Annotated in this window: 19 protein-coding genes; 15 read left to right on the top strand and 4 right to left on the bottom strand. The window is 69.7% G+C overall.

Going from position 1 to position 16995, the window contains the following annotated elements; genetic code table 11:
* Positions 1 to 29 precede the first annotated feature (29 nt).
* The 4 genes from QSV35_RS00790 to QSV35_RS00775 all read left to right on the top strand — a co-directional run bounded on the left by QSV35_RS00790 (position 30) and on the right by QSV35_RS00775 (position 3059).
* Complete coding sequence (locus QSV35_RS00790) at positions 30 to 890, top strand: flagellin N-terminal helical domain-containing protein (protein ID WP_286285704.1); 861 nt, start codon at positions 30 to 32, stop codon at positions 888 to 890.
* Entirely contained in the window at positions 887 to 1291 is a 405-nt protein-coding gene (gene fliW / locus QSV35_RS00785; RefSeq protein ID WP_286285702.1) for a flagellar assembly protein FliW, read from the top strand. The genes QSV35_RS00790 and fliW overlap by 4 nt, the downstream gene beginning before the upstream one ends.
* A gap of 432 nt (positions 1292 to 1723) precedes the next feature.
* The gene (locus QSV35_RS00780; protein WP_286285701.1) at positions 1724 to 2032 is read left to right on the top strand and encodes an HU family DNA-binding protein; all 309 of its coding nucleotides are present in this window, start codon (positions 1724 to 1726) and stop codon (positions 2030 to 2032) included.
* 232 nt (positions 2033 to 2264) lie between these two features.
* Positions 2265 to 3059: a sigma-70 family RNA polymerase sigma factor gene (locus QSV35_RS00775; RefSeq protein WP_286287802.1), complete on the top strand. Its 795-nt coding sequence runs from the start codon at positions 2265 to 2267 to the stop codon at positions 3057 to 3059.
* Positions 3060 to 3106: 47 nt separating this feature from the next.
* On the opposite strand, the gene QSV35_RS00770 is transcribed toward QSV35_RS00775, so the two are convergent.
* The 3 genes from QSV35_RS00770 to QSV35_RS00760 form a co-directional block, all read right to left on the bottom strand.
* Positions 3107 to 4195 carry an AAA family ATPase gene (locus tag QSV35_RS00770; RefSeq protein ID WP_286285699.1) on the bottom strand — a complete coding sequence of 363 codons (1089 nt, stop codon included), beginning with the start codon at positions 4193 to 4195 and terminating at the stop codon, positions 3107 to 3109.
* Between the two features lie 169 nt (positions 4196 to 4364).
* Positions 4365 to 5744, bottom strand: coding sequence for an adenylosuccinate lyase (gene purB / locus QSV35_RS00765; RefSeq protein WP_286285697.1), 1380 nt, complete (start codon positions 5742 to 5744; stop codon positions 4365 to 4367).
* Between the two features lie 32 nt (positions 5745 to 5776).
* Positions 5777 to 6286, bottom strand: a complete 510-nt coding sequence (locus QSV35_RS00760; RefSeq protein ID WP_286285695.1) for a low molecular weight protein-tyrosine-phosphatase — start codon at positions 6284 to 6286, stop codon at positions 5777 to 5779.
* Positions 6287 to 6409: 123 nt separating this feature from the next.
* Here QSV35_RS00760 and QSV35_RS00755 point away from each other — a divergent pair, with 123 nt between their 5' ends.
* Entirely contained in the window at positions 6410 to 6670 is a 261-nt protein-coding gene (locus QSV35_RS00755; RefSeq protein ID WP_286285693.1) for a hypothetical protein, read from the top strand.
* On the top strand, positions 6667 to 7959 hold the full coding sequence (locus tag QSV35_RS00750; RefSeq protein ID WP_286285691.1) for a hypothetical protein: 1293 nt from the start codon (positions 6667 to 6669) through the stop codon (positions 7957 to 7959). The genes QSV35_RS00755 and QSV35_RS00750 overlap by 4 nt, the downstream gene beginning before the upstream one ends.
* A gap of 1 nt (position 7960) precedes the next feature.
* Here the strand turns inward: QSV35_RS00750 and QSV35_RS00745 are convergent, their stop codons facing one another.
* On the bottom strand, positions 7961 to 8353 hold the full coding sequence (locus tag QSV35_RS00745; protein WP_286285689.1) for a phage holin family protein: 393 nt from the start codon (positions 8351 to 8353) through the stop codon (positions 7961 to 7963).
* A 336-nt stretch (positions 8354 to 8689) separates the two neighbouring features.
* On the opposite strand from QSV35_RS00745, the gene QSV35_RS00740 reads away from it, so the two are divergent.
* The 9 genes from QSV35_RS00740 to QSV35_RS00700 all read left to right on the top strand — a co-directional run bounded on the left by QSV35_RS00740 (position 8690) and on the right by QSV35_RS00700 (position 16978).
* Positions 8690 to 9796 carry a histidinol-phosphate transaminase gene (locus QSV35_RS00740; protein WP_286285685.1) on the top strand — a complete coding sequence of 369 codons (1107 nt, stop codon included), beginning with the start codon at positions 8690 to 8692 and terminating at the stop codon, positions 9794 to 9796.
* Positions 9797 to 9800: 4 nt separating this feature from the next.
* Positions 9801 to 10928, top strand: coding sequence for a thiamine pyrophosphate-dependent dehydrogenase E1 component subunit alpha (locus tag QSV35_RS00735; protein WP_286285684.1), 1128 nt, complete (start codon positions 9801 to 9803; stop codon positions 10926 to 10928).
* 104 nt (positions 10929 to 11032) lie between these two features.
* Positions 11033 to 11998 carry an alpha-ketoacid dehydrogenase subunit beta gene (locus QSV35_RS00730; protein ID WP_286285682.1) on the top strand — a complete coding sequence of 322 codons (966 nt, stop codon included), beginning with the start codon at positions 11033 to 11035 and terminating at the stop codon, positions 11996 to 11998.
* Positions 11999 to 12137: 139 nt separating this feature from the next.
* On the top strand, positions 12138 to 13514 hold the full coding sequence (locus QSV35_RS00725; protein ID WP_286285680.1) for a dihydrolipoamide acetyltransferase family protein: 1377 nt from the start codon (positions 12138 to 12140) through the stop codon (positions 13512 to 13514).
* A gap of 290 nt (positions 13515 to 13804) precedes the next feature.
* Positions 13805 to 14710, top strand: a complete 906-nt coding sequence (locus QSV35_RS00720) for a metal ABC transporter solute-binding protein, Zn/Mn family (RefSeq protein ID WP_286285678.1) — start codon at positions 13805 to 13807, stop codon at positions 14708 to 14710.
* Positions 14711 to 14736: 26 nt separating this feature from the next.
* A complete protein-coding gene (locus QSV35_RS00715) occupies positions 14737 to 15606 on the top strand; it encodes a metal ABC transporter ATP-binding protein (RefSeq protein ID WP_419956802.1) in 870 nt (289 codons plus the stop codon).
* On the top strand, positions 15603 to 16463 hold the full coding sequence (locus QSV35_RS00710) for a metal ABC transporter permease (protein ID WP_286285674.1): 861 nt from the start codon (positions 15603 to 15605) through the stop codon (positions 16461 to 16463). The genes QSV35_RS00715 and QSV35_RS00710 overlap by 4 nt, the downstream gene beginning before the upstream one ends.
* A 50-nt stretch (positions 16464 to 16513) precedes the next feature.
* Positions 16514 to 16726, top strand: coding sequence for a hypothetical protein (locus QSV35_RS00705; protein WP_286285671.1), 213 nt, complete (start codon positions 16514 to 16516; stop codon positions 16724 to 16726).
* A gap of 33 nt (positions 16727 to 16759) precedes the next feature.
* Positions 16760 to 16978, top strand: coding sequence for a hypothetical protein (locus QSV35_RS00700; protein ID WP_286285669.1), 219 nt, complete (start codon positions 16760 to 16762; stop codon positions 16976 to 16978).
* Positions 16979 to 16995: the final 17 nt, after the last annotated feature.

Genomic DNA, 16995 nt, shown 5'->3' with positions numbered 1-16995 from the left:
CGATGATCGGCCGCATCACCAGCAGCACCATGACACAGCAGACCCTCCGCACCCTGCAGACGAACCTCGCCGCGCGCGACCGGCTGCAGAATCAGGCGGCATCCCAGCGCGCCTTCGGAGCCCCGAGCGAGGACCCGACCGCCGCCGCGACGACGCTCGGCGTGCACGGCGACCAGTCGCGCACCGCCCAACACGCCCGCAACATCAGCGACGGGATGGCGTGGGTCACAACCGTCGACACGGCGCTGTCGTCCAGCATCACCCTGCTCAATCGCGCGCGCGACCTCACGGCGCAGGGCGCCAACTCGGGAGCGCTCAGCACGACGGCGCGGGAGTCGATCGCCTCGGAGCTCGACAGCATCGGCGGGGAGCTCCTCTCCCAGGCCAACACGACGGTCCTCGGTCGCAGCGTCTTCGCCGGTACGAGCGACGCGGGCAGGGCCTTCGACGCGGCGACGTTCGCGTACACCGGCACCCCGGGCGCGGGCGTCAGCCGGCGCATCGGCGACCACGAGACGGTGCGGGTCGACGCGGACGGCTCCCAGGCGTTCGGCGAGGGCGCGGGCAGCGTGTTCGCCGTGCTGCACGACATCGCGGCCGAACTCCGAGCGGGTGGCAACATCGGCGCGCGCCTCGGCGACATCGACGCGCGCCTGAAGAGCATGGTGACCGCTCAGGGCTCCACCGGCGCCCGGCAGGCGCAGCTCGAGCGCGCATCGGCGCAGAACCTCTCCGTGTCGACGGACCTCGAGGCGCGGCGGGCCGGCGTCGAGGACGTCGACAGCTATCAGGTGCTCGTGAAGCTGCAATCCGCCGAACTCGTCTACCAGTCCGCGCTGCATGTGACTGCGAAGAGTCTGCAGACCAACCTCCTGGAGTTCCTGCGATGAGCGCGACCGCGACCGTGACCGTGCTCGACGTCGAGTTCGTCTCTCCGCCGCCGGGACTGCATCCGTACACCTCCTTCCGGCTGAGCCGGATTCCCGGGGCCGAGGGCCTGTACGCCCTGCGGTCCGCGGGCGACGAGGTGCGCCTGTTCCTCCTCGATCCGACCTCCGGCGTGCACGGCTACGAGCCGCAGCTGCCGGCGGGCCTGCGGGCGGAGATCGGCGCGTCCGATCCGCGGGATGCGATGGTTCTCGTGGTCGCGAACCCGTCCGACGACGGTGTCTACCTGAACCTGCGCGCGCCCGTGGTCGTCCACCGCGGGACGGGCCGCGCGGTCCAGGTCGTCCTCGAGGATCAGGGTCTCCCGATCCGGGTTCAGCTCGGCGCCTCGGAAGCGCGGTGACATGATACACTTTTGCTCGTAGACGTGCAGAAATGCACCACTATTGGGGGTAGGCCCGCCATGCACGCCCGAGTGCGTGACTGGTGCCCAGGCGGACCCTTTCGGTGAGGGGGATGAGCCGGTCGGGGGGCCGGCAGCCGTCTGGAAAGGGGTCCGCCCGGAGCGCGCGCTCCGGGCGGACCCCTTTTTGCGTCCCCGTCGATCGGGCGAACCGCGGAACTCTAGCGCCTGGCGCCTCCTTTGTCGAGCAGCATATTCGTCGAACATGCAGGTAAAGGAGGCGAAAATTAACTGTCCAGACATTTATGAGCGAACAAGAAGTACCCTCGGATCAATGCGGGACTGGGAATCGCCCGCACCGCCGTGGAACGTGACCCTCCCACTCGGGGAAGGTCGAGCGGCTGGGGACAACGCAGGGGATGGCAGAGAAACATGGACCTTGAGCAGGGACGCGTCAGCAGGCGCGAATTCGTACAGCGCTTCGCCCGCCGCGGGGGCCTGCCCCTCCGGGTGGCGCAGCAGGCCTACGACGCGATGATCGACGAACTCCTCGACCTCGTGGCGCAGGGGAACCGCGTGACCCTCACGGGCTTCGGCAAGTTCTATCTGCAGGAGCACAAGGGGCACAGGGTGCAGTTCGCCGATGCCGACGGCAAGTCGGAGATCGACGACTATGCGGTGCTGAAGTTCTCCGCGACCCGCGCTGTGAACCGCAGCGTGAAGGGGCCGCGCAGCTCGTAGCGCACCGACGTCTGACACGGAGAAGCCCCGAGGGATGCATCCCCCGGGGCTTCTCGCTGTCCGATGCCGGTGACGCATCGGCGAACGTTCTCGCTCTGAGGGTGACTATCGACCGGTCGACTGGTACGGTCATCTTCGAAAATGAGAATATTCTCATGTTCGGACCCTCGTACTCGAGACCGTCCTCCTGGGGCTGAGGACATGGCGCACCCATGTTGAAAGGCCCCCGATGATGTGCTCCTTGCGCGATCGTCTCATCGTCGACAACCTGCCCCTCGTCGGCCACCTCGCCGCGAAGCTGCACGCGCGCGCCACGCACGTCAACAGAGACGACCTCCTCGGTGCGGGAGCACTGGCGCTCGTCCTCGCGGCCGACGCGTTCGACCCCGAGCTGGGCGTCCCGTTCGGCGCCTACGCCCGACAGCGCATCGTCGGCTCCTTCGCCGACGAGATGCGCGCGATGGACTGGGCGTCGCGCGGCATCCGTCGTCGTGCCAAAGAGGCCACGGCGGCGCGCGACTCCCTCGCGCAGAAGCTCGGCCGCGTCCCCACCGCCGAGGAGATCGCCGCAGCCCTCGGCCTCACCGCGGCAGGCGTCGCGGAGAGCCTGGCGGATGCCGGCCGCATCGTCATGGCGATCGACGACCCGTTCGCGCAATCCGTGCCCGCGATGCAGGCGGCGCCCGACGAGGAGGCCGAGCGCGCCGAGTATAGCGACCTGCTCGGCCGCGCGGTCGCCGCGCTGCCCGAGCGGATGCGGTTCATCATCCTCGCCGTGTACTTCGAGGATCGCGCGATCAAGGACATCGCGGCGGAGCTCGGAGTCACGCACTCGGCCGTCTCGCAGCAGCGGACGCAGGCGGTGCGGCTGCTCCGCGACGCCATGGACCGCCACTTCTCAGACCAGCCGGGCGTCCCGCCGGCAGCCGGCATGCGCGGGTCCGTGCGGGACGCGTACTTCCGGCGCATCGCAGGAAGCAGCCGGCGCTTCGCCGGCACATTCCTCCCGGCGTCCACGGGCGTCTGAAGAGTCCCCCGTGCGCCGTGGAGCCGGGGATCGCGCGGTCCTCGGCTTCAGCCGTCGAACGAGTAGTTCGTCTGCCCGATCAGCGTCAGCGCCAGGCGGACCGGCATCTCGTCGGGCACGTCGTCGTATTCGTCCCGCACGTCCACCATGTGCGGCGGGACGCTGATCGTGCCGTCCTCGTCGAAGACGAGGTCCTTGGGGAAGAACGAGACGGACAGCGTGCGGGTGGAGCCGCGCAGCTCGATCGTGCGGGCGGTGCTGCCGCGCTCGAAGAGATTCACGGCCGTCTCCTCCGCGAGCGCGGTACCGTCGGCGAACTTCGCCTCGACCCGGTAGACGCTGGGCTCGACCGCCTTGATGTTGAGGTCCTCGACGATATCGGCGAACAGCGCGTTCGCGTCGTTGAGCTCGAACGCGATGGCTCGAAGGTGGTCGTAGTTGAGGTTCACCCGGCGGGAGAAGAGCGCTGCGCTCTCGACTTCGGCGGCGGACGCCAACGGCGCCTGGTCGCGCAGGTACTCGCGCACCTCGTCGGGCCCGGGGTAGTCGAATCGCATGTGGTAGTGGAACCGACCCGGACGGTTGACGATGTAGGCACTGACGTCCTGGATGTCGTTGACCGTCACGCAGTAGATGCGCTTGACCGACGACATGCCGTCGAAGAGGGTGAGGAACTGGTTCTGGCGGTTCGTGCCGTCGTGGAGACTGCGCCGCCCGCTCGGGAAGATCTTCTCGAACTCGTCGAAGATGACGAGGCACTCGTCGAGGGAGTCGAGGAATTCGACGATGCCGTCGGCATCCTCCGTCACGAGCACGACCGCGATCCCCTCGTCGATCGCGCGCTCGGCGACCATGCGCAGGAACAGGGACTTGCCCTGACCCTTGTCGCCGGAGAGCATCACGCCGAGGCTGCGCTCCGTGCGGTGGTAGGAGCTGAAGATCTTGTCGACCTTCTGCTCCCGGTGGCCGTACACGCGCTCGGTGCCCACCGTGAGGTCGTCGATGCGGAGCAGGCTGAACCCCTCCTTCGAGCTGAAGTGCACCCGGTAGGTGCCGAGCGGGAGCATCGCATGCGTGCTCACAGCCGAGTCGTAGACGCGGATCCGACTGCCGGATTCGATGTACGTGCTGCTCACGGGCGACCTCTCTCAGTGGCTCTCATCAAGTGCCAATCGACCGCTTGGGAGCAGATGTAAGCGATACGACCTCGGGACTTTCGGATCGGCTTCGCCCACAGCCATGAAAGGGAACGAGCCCGCATCCGTTCCCGTGGAACGGATGCGGGCTCGGTGGAGAATCCGCGGGTCAGACCTCGGCAACCAGCTCCGCGGCCAGGCCCGTGTAACCGGCCGGGGTAAGGGCCAGGAGGCGCTCCTTCGCGGCATCGCCGATGTCGAGGCCGCGCACGAACTCGGCGAGTTCGGTCGCGCCGACGCGGCGTCCGCGGGTGAGGTCCTTGAGCAGCGCGTACGGGTCGGAGATCTGCGAGCGCCCCGCGACGATCTCGGCGCGCACCACGGTCTGGATCGCCTCCGCGAGCACCTCCCAGTTCGCGTCGAGATCCGCGAGCAGCACGTCCTCACGGAGGAGGATCTCGCCGAGCCCGCGCTGCAGATTGTCGAGCGCGAGCAGCGAGTGCCCGAACGCGACGCCGATGTTCCGCTGCGTCGTGGAGTCGGTGAGGTCGCGCTGCATCCTCGAGGTCACGAGCGTCGCGGCGAGCGTCGTGAACAGCCCGCCGGCGATCTCGAGGTTCGCCTCCGCGTTCTCGAAGCGGATCGGGTTGATCTTGTGCGGCATCGTCGACGAGCCGGTGGCCCCGGCGACCGGGATCTGCGCGAAGTAGCCGAGCGAGATGTAGGTCCAGACATCCGTCGCCAGGTTGTGCAGTATGCCGCCGGCATGACGCGCGCGGTCGTACAGCTCGACCTGCCAGTCGTGCGACTCGATCTGGGTCGTCAGGATGTTGAAGCCGAGGCCGAGCGACTCGATGAACTCGCGTGCGACGAGCGGCCAGTCGACCTGCGGGTCGGCGGCGATGTGCGCCGACCACGTGCCGGTCGCCCCGGAGAACTTCGCGAGGAAGTCGTTCGCCGCGATCTGATCCGCCACGCGGTCCAGTCGCCACACGAAGACGGCGAGCTCCTTGCCCATCGTGGTGGGCGTCGCGGGCTGGCCGTGCGTGCGGGCGAGCATCGCCGCATCCTTGTGCTTCTCGGCCAGCTCCTTCAGAGCGGCGATGACGGCGCGGAGCTTGGGCAGCCACACGTCGTGCACGGCACGCTTGACCGTGAGGGCGTAGGCGGTCGAGTTGACGTCCTCGCTCGTGCAGGCGAAGTGGGTGAGCTCGGCGATGGCGTCGAGTCCGAGCGAGGAGAGCCGGTCGCGGACGAGGTATTCGACGGCCTTGACGTCGTGGCGGGTGACCGCCTCCTTCTCGGCGAGCCAGTCGATCTCCTCCTGGCCGAAGCCGAGGTAGAGCGCGCGCAGGCGATCCTTCTGCCCCTCCGCGAGGGGCGAGGTGCCGAACAGCGACCGGTCAGTGAGGGCGATGAGCCACTCGACCTCGACCTCGACGCGGGCGCGGTTCAGGCCCGCCTCGGACAGGTAGTCGGCCAGAGGGGCGACGGCAGCGCGGTAGCGGCCGTCGAGAGGGCTGAGGGGCTGCGGGGGCAGAGAGGTCACAGGGGTCCTGACGCCAGGCGAGGCCCCGGACGCTACACCGCGGGGCGGATCGCGGGTTCGAGCTGCCGGAAGAGCGACCGGCACGCGCTTTCGATCATACCGAGCACCTCGTCGAACATCTCGGGGCCGGCGTAGTACGGGTCCGGGACGTCCTGGCGCCCGTGCGCGTCGGGGTCGAACGACAGCAGGAGCGCGATCTTGTCCTCGTCGCTCTCGCGGCGGGCCCATTGGCGGAGGATCCGCTCGTGCGTGCGATCGAGCGCGACCACCAGATCCGAGTCGGAGAAGTCGGATGCGGTGAACTGACGCGCCCGATGCGCGGCGCCGTCGTACCCGCGGCGGTCGAGCGCCTCGATGGTGCGGCTGTCAGCACGCTCGCCCACATGCCAATCGCCGGTGCCGGCGCTCAGCGACGAGACGCGGTCGCCGAGGCCCGCCGCATCCGCCATCGATCGGAACACGACCTCGGCCATGGGGGATCGGCAGATGTTGCCGGTGCAGACGAACACCACGCGGAAGGGATCTCCGGTGCTCGCGGTCATACGACGATTCTGGCGGCTTCGGCCTCTCTTCCACAGTTCGGATTTCCGCGCCGTCGCGCGACGCCTGTGCACAGTCGTGCCGGCGGCGGCTCGCAGGATGCGGCGGCCCGCCACCATGGGCGGATGCCGAGCCTCGAGACCGACCTCATCGACGTCGTGCGCGCCCGTCTGCAGGGCATCGCGCACGAGCTCGACGCGCTGCGCACGCGCACGGCGGCGCTCGTCGAGGAGACGCGATGGCGGTCGAGTGCGTTCGCCGGATTCGCCGAGCGCGCGCGGTCGCTCGCCGATGAGCTGGCGCGGGCGGATGCCGATGCCGAGGAGCTGCGCCATGACCTGCTCCGTGCGCGCGCGAACGTGCTCGCCGGAGGGTCCGGCCTATGAGCGACGACATCGACATCCGCAGCGGCGGAGCCGTCGCCGTCGACACCGAGCGCCTGCGCGCCGGGGCGGAGGGCTATTCGGGCGTCGCCGACCGCCTCGCCGAACTTCATCGCACCGCGTGGCATCAGGCGGTGCGCCTGTCCGCACGCCTCGCATTCGACGGCACGGCGTCTCGTGCGTGGACGATCACGTTCCGCCTGCAGCGGGCTCAGGATGACGCCTCCCTCCTCGCGCAGCGGCTGGCTCACCTCGCCGCGGTCTACGAGATCGTCGAGCTCGACATCGCCCGGCAGGCGGCGCACGGGGCGGAGGCCGAACGCATCCAGGCGCGGCTGCGGGAGCTGATCTCCGCCGATCCGTCCGCGGCGACCGACGCGCAGGCAGCCGAGGAGGAGTGGAAGAACGCCGGAATCCGCACGGTCGCGGGCCAATACACGGCGTACGGGCTGCCGCTCGGGCTCGGGCTCACCGACCTGGGGCTGGGCGTCCTCGCCGCGGGGGCGTTCGTCGACGGCACGGGCGGCGGGCGGATCCCGCGGGACGCGGTGCTGACCGGCCCGGTGCAGCTGGTGCGGCTGACCCGCGTCGATGCCGTACCTCCTTCCGTGACGGCGCCCGCCTCCGCCGTCGAGGCGGCGGCGCGCATCCCGCAGGGCGATGTGCGCGTCCGGGTGGAGAGGTACGCGATGCCCGACGGCTCCCGGCGCTTCGCGGTGTACATCGCCGGAACGAACCCGAAAGGCGGGCGACGCGAGGCGTGGGACTGGGAGTCGAACGTCGAGCTCTATGGAGGGCGGCGGTCAGCCTCCTTCGACGCGACGGAGGCGGCCCTGCGCGCCGCGGGCGCGGCTCCCGGGGATGCGATCTACGAATTCGGCCACTCGCAGGGCGGCATGATCGCGGGGCGCGTCGCGGTCGAGAGCGGCTACGACACCCGTGCGCTCGTCACGTTCGGCTCGCCGACGGAAGCGGAGGTGGATGCGGGCACCCTCAGCGTCCAGTTGCGGCACACCGACGATCCCGTCGCCGCGCTCGCGTCCGGCGGGGCCGCCGGACGCGTCGGGGCGGCGGACAGCGTCGTGGTCTCGCGCGTCGCCGATCCCGCGATCGGGCTCCAGGACTTCGCCCTGAAGGCGCACCGACTCGACACCTATGCCGAGACGGCCGCGATGTTCGACCGTTCGGACGACCCGCGCGCAGGCGCGCTGCACACCCGGCTCGAGGAGCTCCGGGCCGCGACGTCGGTAGAAGCGTTCGACTTCGCGGTCGAACGGACGGAGCGGAAGTGACTCAGCGCTTGTCGTTCGGACGGAGGAAGATGCCCGCGACCCAGTTGATGACCGTGATGACCAGTGCGGCGAGCACGCCCCACCAGAAGCTCTCGACGCGAAGGCCCCAGCTCCACCAGTGGGTCAGCCACGCGGTCAGCCACAGGAGGAACCCGTTCACGATGAGCGAGAAGAGGCCCAGCGTGAGGATGTAGATCGGGAACGCAAGCACGCGCAGAACGGTGCCGACGAACATGTTCACGAGCGCGAAGATCGCGGCGATCACGAGCAGCGTGAGGATCTCCTGCAGCAGCTCGCCCGGGGGGAACGGCACGACGGTGACCTGCAGCGGGGGGATCAGCGTCACGATCCAGATCGCGAACGCGTTGACGACGATCCGCACGAGGAATCCCATGCCGCGAGTCTCTCACGGGGCGCTGACGTGTGGGAGGGCGCTCCCCCAAGCGGCCGTTTGTGTTGTAACGGCTCGCTACGGTGGCGGTGTGCCCTCCTGGCGTCGACCTCGCGGACCGACGTTGTGGAGTACATCCGCAGCATCTATGTACCGAGCGTGAGCTCGACGAGACCTCAACCTGTCAGGAATTCCGACAGGTTCGAAGAGAAGGCAGCAGGAGCGTCTCGTGCTCCCTTCCATGGCAACCCCGCGGAGAAGTACCTGATGATCGCTTTGATCGTCAGGATGCTCGCCGACCGGGGAGCGCTCGAGGACCGCGATATCTAGACTCGAACGGTGACCTCCGACATCCCCGTCCGCATCCGTCCCGCGATCGCGGCGCTTCCCCCGTACAAGCAGGGCCGACAGGCCGGTGCGGACGCGTTCAAGCTGTCGAGCAACGAGAATCCGTTCGATCCGCTCCCCGGCGTCGTGGATGCGGTGCGGTCGCAGGTCGCGCTCAACCGGTATCCGGATGCCACGGCGTCCCGCTTGCGGCACCGCCTGGCCGAGCGCTTCGGCGTCGCGCCCGACGAGGTGCACATCGGTTCGGGCAGCGTCGCCATCCTCGCGCAGTTCGTGCTCGCCGCGGCGGGTCCGGGCGACGAGGTCGTCTACGCCTGGCGCTCGTTCGAGGCCTATCCGGGTCTCGTCGCGGTCGCCGGCGGCACGAGCATCGAGGTCCCGATCACGGCTGATGGCCGGCACGACCTGCAGGCGATGGCGGATGCCGTCACCGACCGCACGCGGGTGATCATCGTCTGCTCGCCCAACAACCCGACCGGCCCGATCGTCACGCAGGCCGAGTTCGACTCCTTCATCGCGCGCGTCCCCGCGGATGTGCTCGTGATCCTCGACGAGGCGTACTTCGAATTCGTCACCGACCCCGCGGCCGTCGACGGGGAGAAGGTGCTGGCCGCCGGGGCCCACCCCAATGTCGTCGTGCTCCGCACGTTCTCGAAGGCCTACGGGCTCGCGGGCCTCCGCATCGGCTACGCCGTCGGGAACTCGCGCGTCCTCGACGCCGCGCGCTCGACCGCGATCCCGCTGTCCGTGACCGCGCAGGCGGAGGAGGCCGCTCTCGCGAGTCTCGACGCAGAGCCTGCGCTCAAAGACCGGGTCGCGAACATCGCCGAGCGCCGCGACGCGCTTGTGAACGCGGTGCGGGACCAGGGATGGCGGATCCCCGACGCGCAGGGCAACTTCGTGTGGCTCGCCACCGGCGAGCAGACGATGACCGCCGCGCAGGCGTTCGAGGAGGGCGGTGTCATCGTGCGTCCCTTCGCGGGCGACGGCATCCGCATCTCGGTCGGAGAGGCCGAAGCTGTGGACAAGGTCATAGCGATCGCGGCATCCATTGTCGAAACCCTCCCAGAAGGCCACTCGGGGCGGGCGTTAGCGTAGAGAGATGATCCCGCCCGATGACCCCGCGGTCGTGCGCGTGCTGGCAGCCGATGGCACCATCGCGCCGACGCCCGCGGCGGAACGGTACCTCTCCGCCATCGACGCGCTGACCGACGAGCAGCTCGAGGGCTTCTACCGCGACATGGTCGTGGTGCGCGCCTTCGACCGTCAGGCCACCAACCTGCAGCGGCAGGGGCAGCTCGCGCTGTGGCCGCCGAGCTACGGGCAGGAGGCGGCCCAGGTCGGTTCCGCGCGCGCAGCGCGCCCGCAGGACCACATCTTCCCCTCGTATCGCGAGCACGTGGTCACCCGCATCCGCGGGGTGGATCCGCTCGGCATCATCCGGCTCATGCGCGGCATGACCCACGGCGGCTGGGACCCGACCGACCCGGCGAACGGCAACACGCACCTCTACACGCTCGTGCTCGGCTCGCAGACTCTGCACGCCACGGGCTTCGGGATGGGGCTCGTCTTCGACGGGCGCTGCGGAACAGGCGACCCGGAGCGCGATGAGGCCGTCGTCGTCTACTACGGCGACGGCGCGTCCAGCCAGGGCGACGTGCACGAGGCGATGGTCTTCGCCGCGAGCTTCCGCACGCCCGAGATCTTCTTCCTGCAGAACAACCAGTGGGCGATCTCGGTGCCGGTCGCGACGCAGTCGCCCGCTCCGCTCGTCCGCCGCGGCGAGGGGTACGGGATGCCGAGCATCCAGCTCGACGGCAACGACGTCCTCGCGAGCTACGCCGTCACACGCGCGGCGCTCGACGAGGCGCGGGCGGGCGACGGCCCCCGAGCGATCGAGGCCGTGACCTACCGGATGGGCGCGCACACGACGAGCGACGACCCGACGAAGTACCGCACCTCCGCCGAGGAGGAGGCGTGGGCGCTGCGCGACCCCATCGCGCGCATGCGCGCGTTCCTCGAGAACAAGGGCGCCTCCGCCGCCTTCTTCGACGGCGTGGAGGCCGAGGCCCGCGCCGCGGCCGACGACATCCGCGAACGGACGGTGGCGCTCGGATCGATCCCGACCGACACGATCTTCGACCACGTGTACTCGGAGCCCCACCCGCTCGTCGAGCAGCAGAAGGCATGGCTGGCCGAGTACGAGGCATCCTTCGGGGAGGGCGCATGACGAATCCGGTGGTTGAGCAAGAGCCGTTCGTTGAGCGAGCTGGCGAGTCGAAACGCAGAGACGAAACGCAGACCGACGCCCAGGAGACCCCTGCCGTCCAGACCATGCCGTTCAGCCGTGCGCTGAACGCGGGGATGCGGCGCGCTCTCGCCGCGAGCGACCGCGTGCTGCTCATGGGCGAGGACATCGGGCCGCTCGGCGGCGTGTTCCGCGTCACCGAGGGGCTGCAGGCGGAGTTCGGACCCCGCCGTGTCATCGACACCCCGCTCGCCGAATCGGGCATCATCGGCACCGCGATCGGCCTCGCCATGGCCGGGTTCCGGCCCGTGTGCGAGATCCAGTTCGACGGATTCGTCTTCCCCGGCTTCGACCAGATCACGACGCAGCTCGCGAAGATGACGAACCGCCACGAGGGCGCGATCTCGATGCCCGTCGTCATCCGCATCCCGTACGGCGGCCACATCGGCGCGGTCGAGCACCACCAGGAGAGCCCGGAGGCGTACTTCACGCACACCGCGGGCCTGCGGGTCGTGTCGCCGTCGACGCCGAACGACGCCTACTGGATGATCCAGGAGGCGATCGCCTCCGACGACCCGGTGATCTTCCTCGAGCCGAAGGCGAAGTACTGGCAGAAGGGCGAGGTCGACCTGACGGCCCCCGCGCTGCCGCTGCACGCCTCGCGCATCGTCCGCCGCGGCACCGATGTCACCCTCGTCGGGCACGGCGCGATGGTCACGACGCTGCTGCAGGCCGCCGCACTCGCCGAGTCCGAAGGCGTCTCGGTCGAGGTGGTCGACGTGCGCTCGCTGTCTCCGATCGACTACGGGCCGATCCTCGACTCGGTGCGCCGCACCGGCCGCATGGTCTACGCGCAGGAGGCGCCGGGCTTCACATCCGTCGGCTCCGAGGTCGCCGCGACCGTCATGGAGAAGGCGTTCTACGCGCTCGAGGCGCCGGTCCTGCGGGTGTCGGGCTTCGACACCCCGTTCCCGCCGGCCAAGCTCGAGGGCATCTACCTGCCGGACCCCGACCGCATCCTCGAGGCCGTCGACCGCGCATTGGCATACTGACCCGAAGCACGTCGTTGAGCGAGCGAGGAACGCGGTCGTTGACCGAGGGAGCGTAGCGACCGAGTCGAAACGCAGAGACGAAACGCACCGAACCAGCTCGCTCAACGACCGACCGAAGTCTTCCGAAAGGACACACACGATGAGCACCCAGACGTTCGTCCTCCCCGACGTCGGCGAAGGCCTCACCGAGGCCGAGATCGTGTCGTGGAAGGTGGCACCCGGCGACGAGGTCGACGTCAACGACGTCATCGTGGAGATCGAGACGGCGAAGTCGCTCGTGGAGCTGCCGTCCCCGTTCTCGGGCGTCGTGGGCGACATCCTCGTCGAGGAGGGCAAGACCGTCGACGTCGGGACCGCGATCATCACGATCGTTCCGGCGACGGATGCGGCGCCCCCGCTGGTCGAGTCGATCGGGCGCTCCGCGCACGGCGAGCAGGCTCCGGCGCCTGAGCCCGAGGAGGCCGGTGCCGTGCTCGTCGGCTACGGCACGGGCGGACAGGTGCAGTCGCGCCGCCGCCCGGTCCAGCGGCAGGCGCAGGAGCGGGTCGAGGCATCCGTCGGCGTCGTCGCCAAGCCGCCGATCCGGAAGCTCGCGCGCGACCTGGGCGTCGACCTCTCCGCCGTCACGCCGACAGGCCCCGCGGGCGAGGTCACGCGCGAGGACGTCCTGAAGCACGCGTCGCAGGCCAGCGTCTTCCGCAACATCCAGACCCCCGAGTGGCCCGAGGTCCGCGAGGAGCGGATCCCGGTCGCGGCAGAGGTCGCCGCATCCGTCGTCCGGCCGGTCCAGACGACCACGGTCGCGGCGGAGCGCGACGACGAGGAGACGATCCCGGTCAAGGGAGTGCGCAAGGCCACGTCCTCGGCGATGGTGCGCAGCGCCTACTCGGCGCCGCACGTGTCGGTGTGGACCGACGTCGACGCCACCCGCACGATGGAGCTCGTCAAGCGTCTGAAGGCGTCGCCGGAGTACGCGGACGTCAAGATCTCGCCGCTGCTCATCATGGCGCGCGCCGTCATCTGGGCCGTGCGCCGCACGCCGATGGTCAACGCGGCGTGGGTCGATACCGAGGACGGCGCGGAGATCCGCGTGCGCCACTACGTCAACCTCGGCATCGCAGCGGCGACGCCGCGCGGCCTCCTCGTCCCGAACATCAAGGACGCGCAGAACCTCAACACGCGCGAGCTCGCCAGGGCGCTCGAGAAGCTGACGCTGACGGCGCGCGAGGGGAAGTCGACGCCCGCCGACCAGACGGGCGGCACGATCACGATCACGAACATCGGCGTGTTCGGGATGGATGCGGGCACCCCGATCATCAACCCGGGCGAGGCCGGCATCGTCGCGATGGGCGCGATCCGGCAGAAGCCGTGGGTCGTCGACGGCGAGGTGCGCCCCCGCTGGGTCACGACGGTCTCGGGCTCGTTCGACCACCGCGTGCTCGACGGCGACGGGATGTCACGGTTCGTCGCCGACGTCGCATCCGTGCTCGAGGAGCCGGCGCTGCTCCTCGACTGAAGCTGCGTTTCGTCTCGGTCGTTCCTCCCTCGCTCAACGACCACGGTTCAGATCGTGGTGGTCGTTGAGCGAGCGAAGCGAGTCGAAACGCAATGAGTCGTTCTCTCCCTCCCGGGCTCAACGACCGCGGTTCAGATCTCGCGGGTCGTTGAGCGAGCGAAGCGAGTCGAAACGCAGTGAGTCGTTCTCGTGATGCCCGGTGCGTTTCGACTCAGTCGCTGCGCTCCCTCGCTCAACGACCGCGCATCTCGGATTTTGAGAATGATTATCAATAGCGTTACGGTGGGGGAGTGAAGCACCGGATCCTCCTCGCCGTCGCCGCAGCCGCGGCATCCGTCCTCGCGCTCGCCGGTTGCGCGGGCAGTGATCCCGCTGCGTCGGACGGCCGGGTCAAGGTCGTCGCCTCGACCAACGTCTACGGCTCGATCGCGAAGGAGATCGGCGGGTCCTACGTCGACGTCAGGTCGATGGTCGCCTCGTACGCGCAGGATCCGCACGACTTCCAGGCGAGCCCCCAGGACCGTCTGTTCGTCCAGCGCGCCGGGCTCCTGATCGAGAACGGGGCGGGATACGACCCGTTCCTGTCCGACCTCGTCGCGGCCGCGGACACGAAGGCGCCGCTGATCACGGCCGCGAAGCTCTCGCCGCACTACCCGTCCGACGGCAGTCTCGACGGGTTCAACGAGCACGTCTTCTACGACCCCGCCGTCATGAAGAAGACCGCGGATGCGATCGCCTCCGACCTCGCGAAGCTGGATGCCCCGCACGCATCCGCCTATCGGGCGAACGCGCAGGCTTTCGGCGCAGGCATCGACAAGATGGAGGCGGACCTCGCAGCCGTCTCCGCCGCGCACAAGGGCGCGGGCGTGTTCGTCACGGAGCCGCTGCCCCTGTACCTCGCCGAGGCGGCCGGCATGACGAACAAGACGCCTGCCGCGTTCAGCGAGGCCGTCGAGGGCGGGCGCGATGTGCCGCCAGCGACGCTCCTCTCGTCGCTCGCCCTCATCGGCTCCGGCGACGTGAAGCTCGTCATCACCAACGCACAGGCCGCGGGACCCGAGACGACGCAGGTGATCGCAAAGGCGACCGAGGCGAACGTGCCGGAGCTGAAGTTCTCCGAGCTGGTCCCGGACGGCAAGACGTACCTGACCTGGATGCAGGGCAACGTCGACGCGCTCGCGAAGGCCCTGGGCTGAGCATGCAGAGTCAGGCAGGCTACGGTATGTCGGTGCCATCCGCCGAGGTCCCTCCGCTCGAGATCACGGGGGCGGCGCTCACGCGCGGCGGCCGGACGCTGTGGAGCGGTCTCGACCTCACGGTCAACCCCGGAGAGATGATCGCCGTCCTGGGTCCGAGCGGCTCCGGCAAGACGACCCTGCTGCGTTCGATCCTCGGGCTCGAGAGGCTGAGCGCGGGCGAGATCACCGCGCTCGGCACCGTCCGCCAGGCGCAGGGGCCGAAGGCGAAGGCGGGCAATCGCCGCATCGGCTACGTCCCGCAGCAGCGCCCGCTCCCGCGCGACACCGCGCTGCGCGGCCGCGATCTCGTCGCCCTCGGCGTCGACGGGCACCGCTTCGGCCTGCCGATCCCGAGCCGCGGGACGCGCGCCCGTGTCGACGCGCTCATCGACGCCGTCGGCGGCACGGCATTCGCCGACCGGCCCGCGGGCAGCCTCTCCGGCGGCGAGCAGCAGCGGCTGCGCGTCGGCCAGGCGCTCGCGGACAACCCTGGCCTTCTGCTGTGCGATGAACCGCTCACGAGCCTCGACCTCGCCAACCAGCGGGCCGTCGTCACGCTGATCGACAAGCACCGGAGGGATGCCGGAGCCGGCGTCCTGCTCGTCACGCACGACATCAACCCCGTGCTCGGGCAGGTCGACCGCATCCTCTATCTCGCCCACGGCAGGTTCACGCTCGGCACCCCCGATGAGGTCCTGCGCACCGAGGTGCTCACGAGCCTCTACGGCGCGCCGGTGTTCGTGCTGCGCGCCGGCGGGCGCCTCGTCGTCGTCGGCGCACCCGACGCCGAGGAGGCGCACCACCACGCCGACGATCACGACCACGACCACGACGGAGAGGGGGCGCACGCGTGAGCTGGAGCGACATCTGGAACGCGATGTTCGGCGGCCTCTCCGACTACGGCGACATCCTCGCGCTCGTCGCGAACTCGGTGTGGGCGGGTGCCATCCTCGGGCTCGTCGGCGGTCTCGTGGGCGTCTTCGTCATCCAGCGGGACATGGCGTTCGCGGTGCACGGCATCAGCGAGCTGTCGTTCGCGGGAGCCGCGGCGGCGCTCCTGTTCGGGTTCGACGTCGTGACCGGGTCGATCGTCGGCTCGCTCATCGCGGCGGCCGTGATCGGATGGCTCGGCGCCAAGGCGCGTGAGCGCAACTCGATTATCGGCGTGCTCATGCCGTTCGGGCTGGGCCTCGGCATCCTCTTCCTCTCGCTGTACAACGGACGCAGCGCCAACCGGTTCAGCCTGCTGACCGGCCAGATCGTCTCGGTGCAGTCGGAGCAGCTCGGGTGGCTCGCGGGCATCTCCGCCGTCGTGCTCGTCGCGCTGCTCCTCGTGTGGCGACCCCTGCGGTTCGACTCGCTCGACCCGCAGGCGGCCGCGGCCCGCGGCGTCCCGGTGCGCGCGATCTCGCTCACCTTCATGCTGCTGCTCGGTCTCATCGTGGCCGTCGCCGTGCACATCATCGGCGCCCTGCTCGTCATGGCGCTGCTCGTGACGCCCGCGGCCGCGGCGATGCGCGTCGCGACGGGCCCGCTCGCGGTCCCGGTGCTCGCGGCGGTCTTCGGCGTCGTCTCCGCCGTCGGCGGGATCATGCTGGCGGTGGCGGGAACCCTGCCGGTGAGTCCGTACATCACGACGTTCTCGTTCGTCATCTACCTCGTGTGCCGCGCCATCGGCGCGCGTCGCGACCGCGTCACCCGTCTCGAGTAGGTCTTGAGGAGCCCCCGGCCATCGCGTAGCGTCCCTCCAAGGAGGCTGACATGGGATGGCTGCGCGATCTGTTCCGCCGCGGCGGCGATGAAGCGCCCTACATCCCGCCGGAGGGGCGCCTCACGGAGGACCCCATCCAGCCGCTTCCGAACCCGTACGGCCCAGGCCGGTCCAATCCGACCACTCCCGGTCTGGGCGGCTACGCCGCCGGCCCGCACATCGCGCCCGGCTATCACGAGCCCGATCGTCCGCAGGATCGCTGACCCGACGCATCCCTCTGGAACGGAGGCGGCTACATGCACTGGATCGACTCGTTGTTGCACCGGGACGGCGAGGAGAAGCCTTACATCCCGCCCGGCGGCGGGCTGCCGGTGTCACCACGCGGGCCGATCCTGCAGAAGTACGGACTCTTCGGAACCGGAAGCAGCCTGATCCAGCTCGGTCTCGGCGGATTCACCTCCGGCCAGCACGTACTGCCCGACTACCACGAGCCCGACCGCCCCGAGCGGCGCTGACCGACCGCATCCGGCCT

This window comes from Microbacterium candidum, from assembly GCF_030315975.1.
Classification (GTDB): Bacteria; Actinomycetota; Actinomycetes; order Actinomycetales; family Microbacteriaceae; genus Microbacterium; species Microbacterium candidum.
Note: the sequence above shows the minus strand (reverse complement) of the source record. Positions and strands in the feature narration are given on the sequence as shown.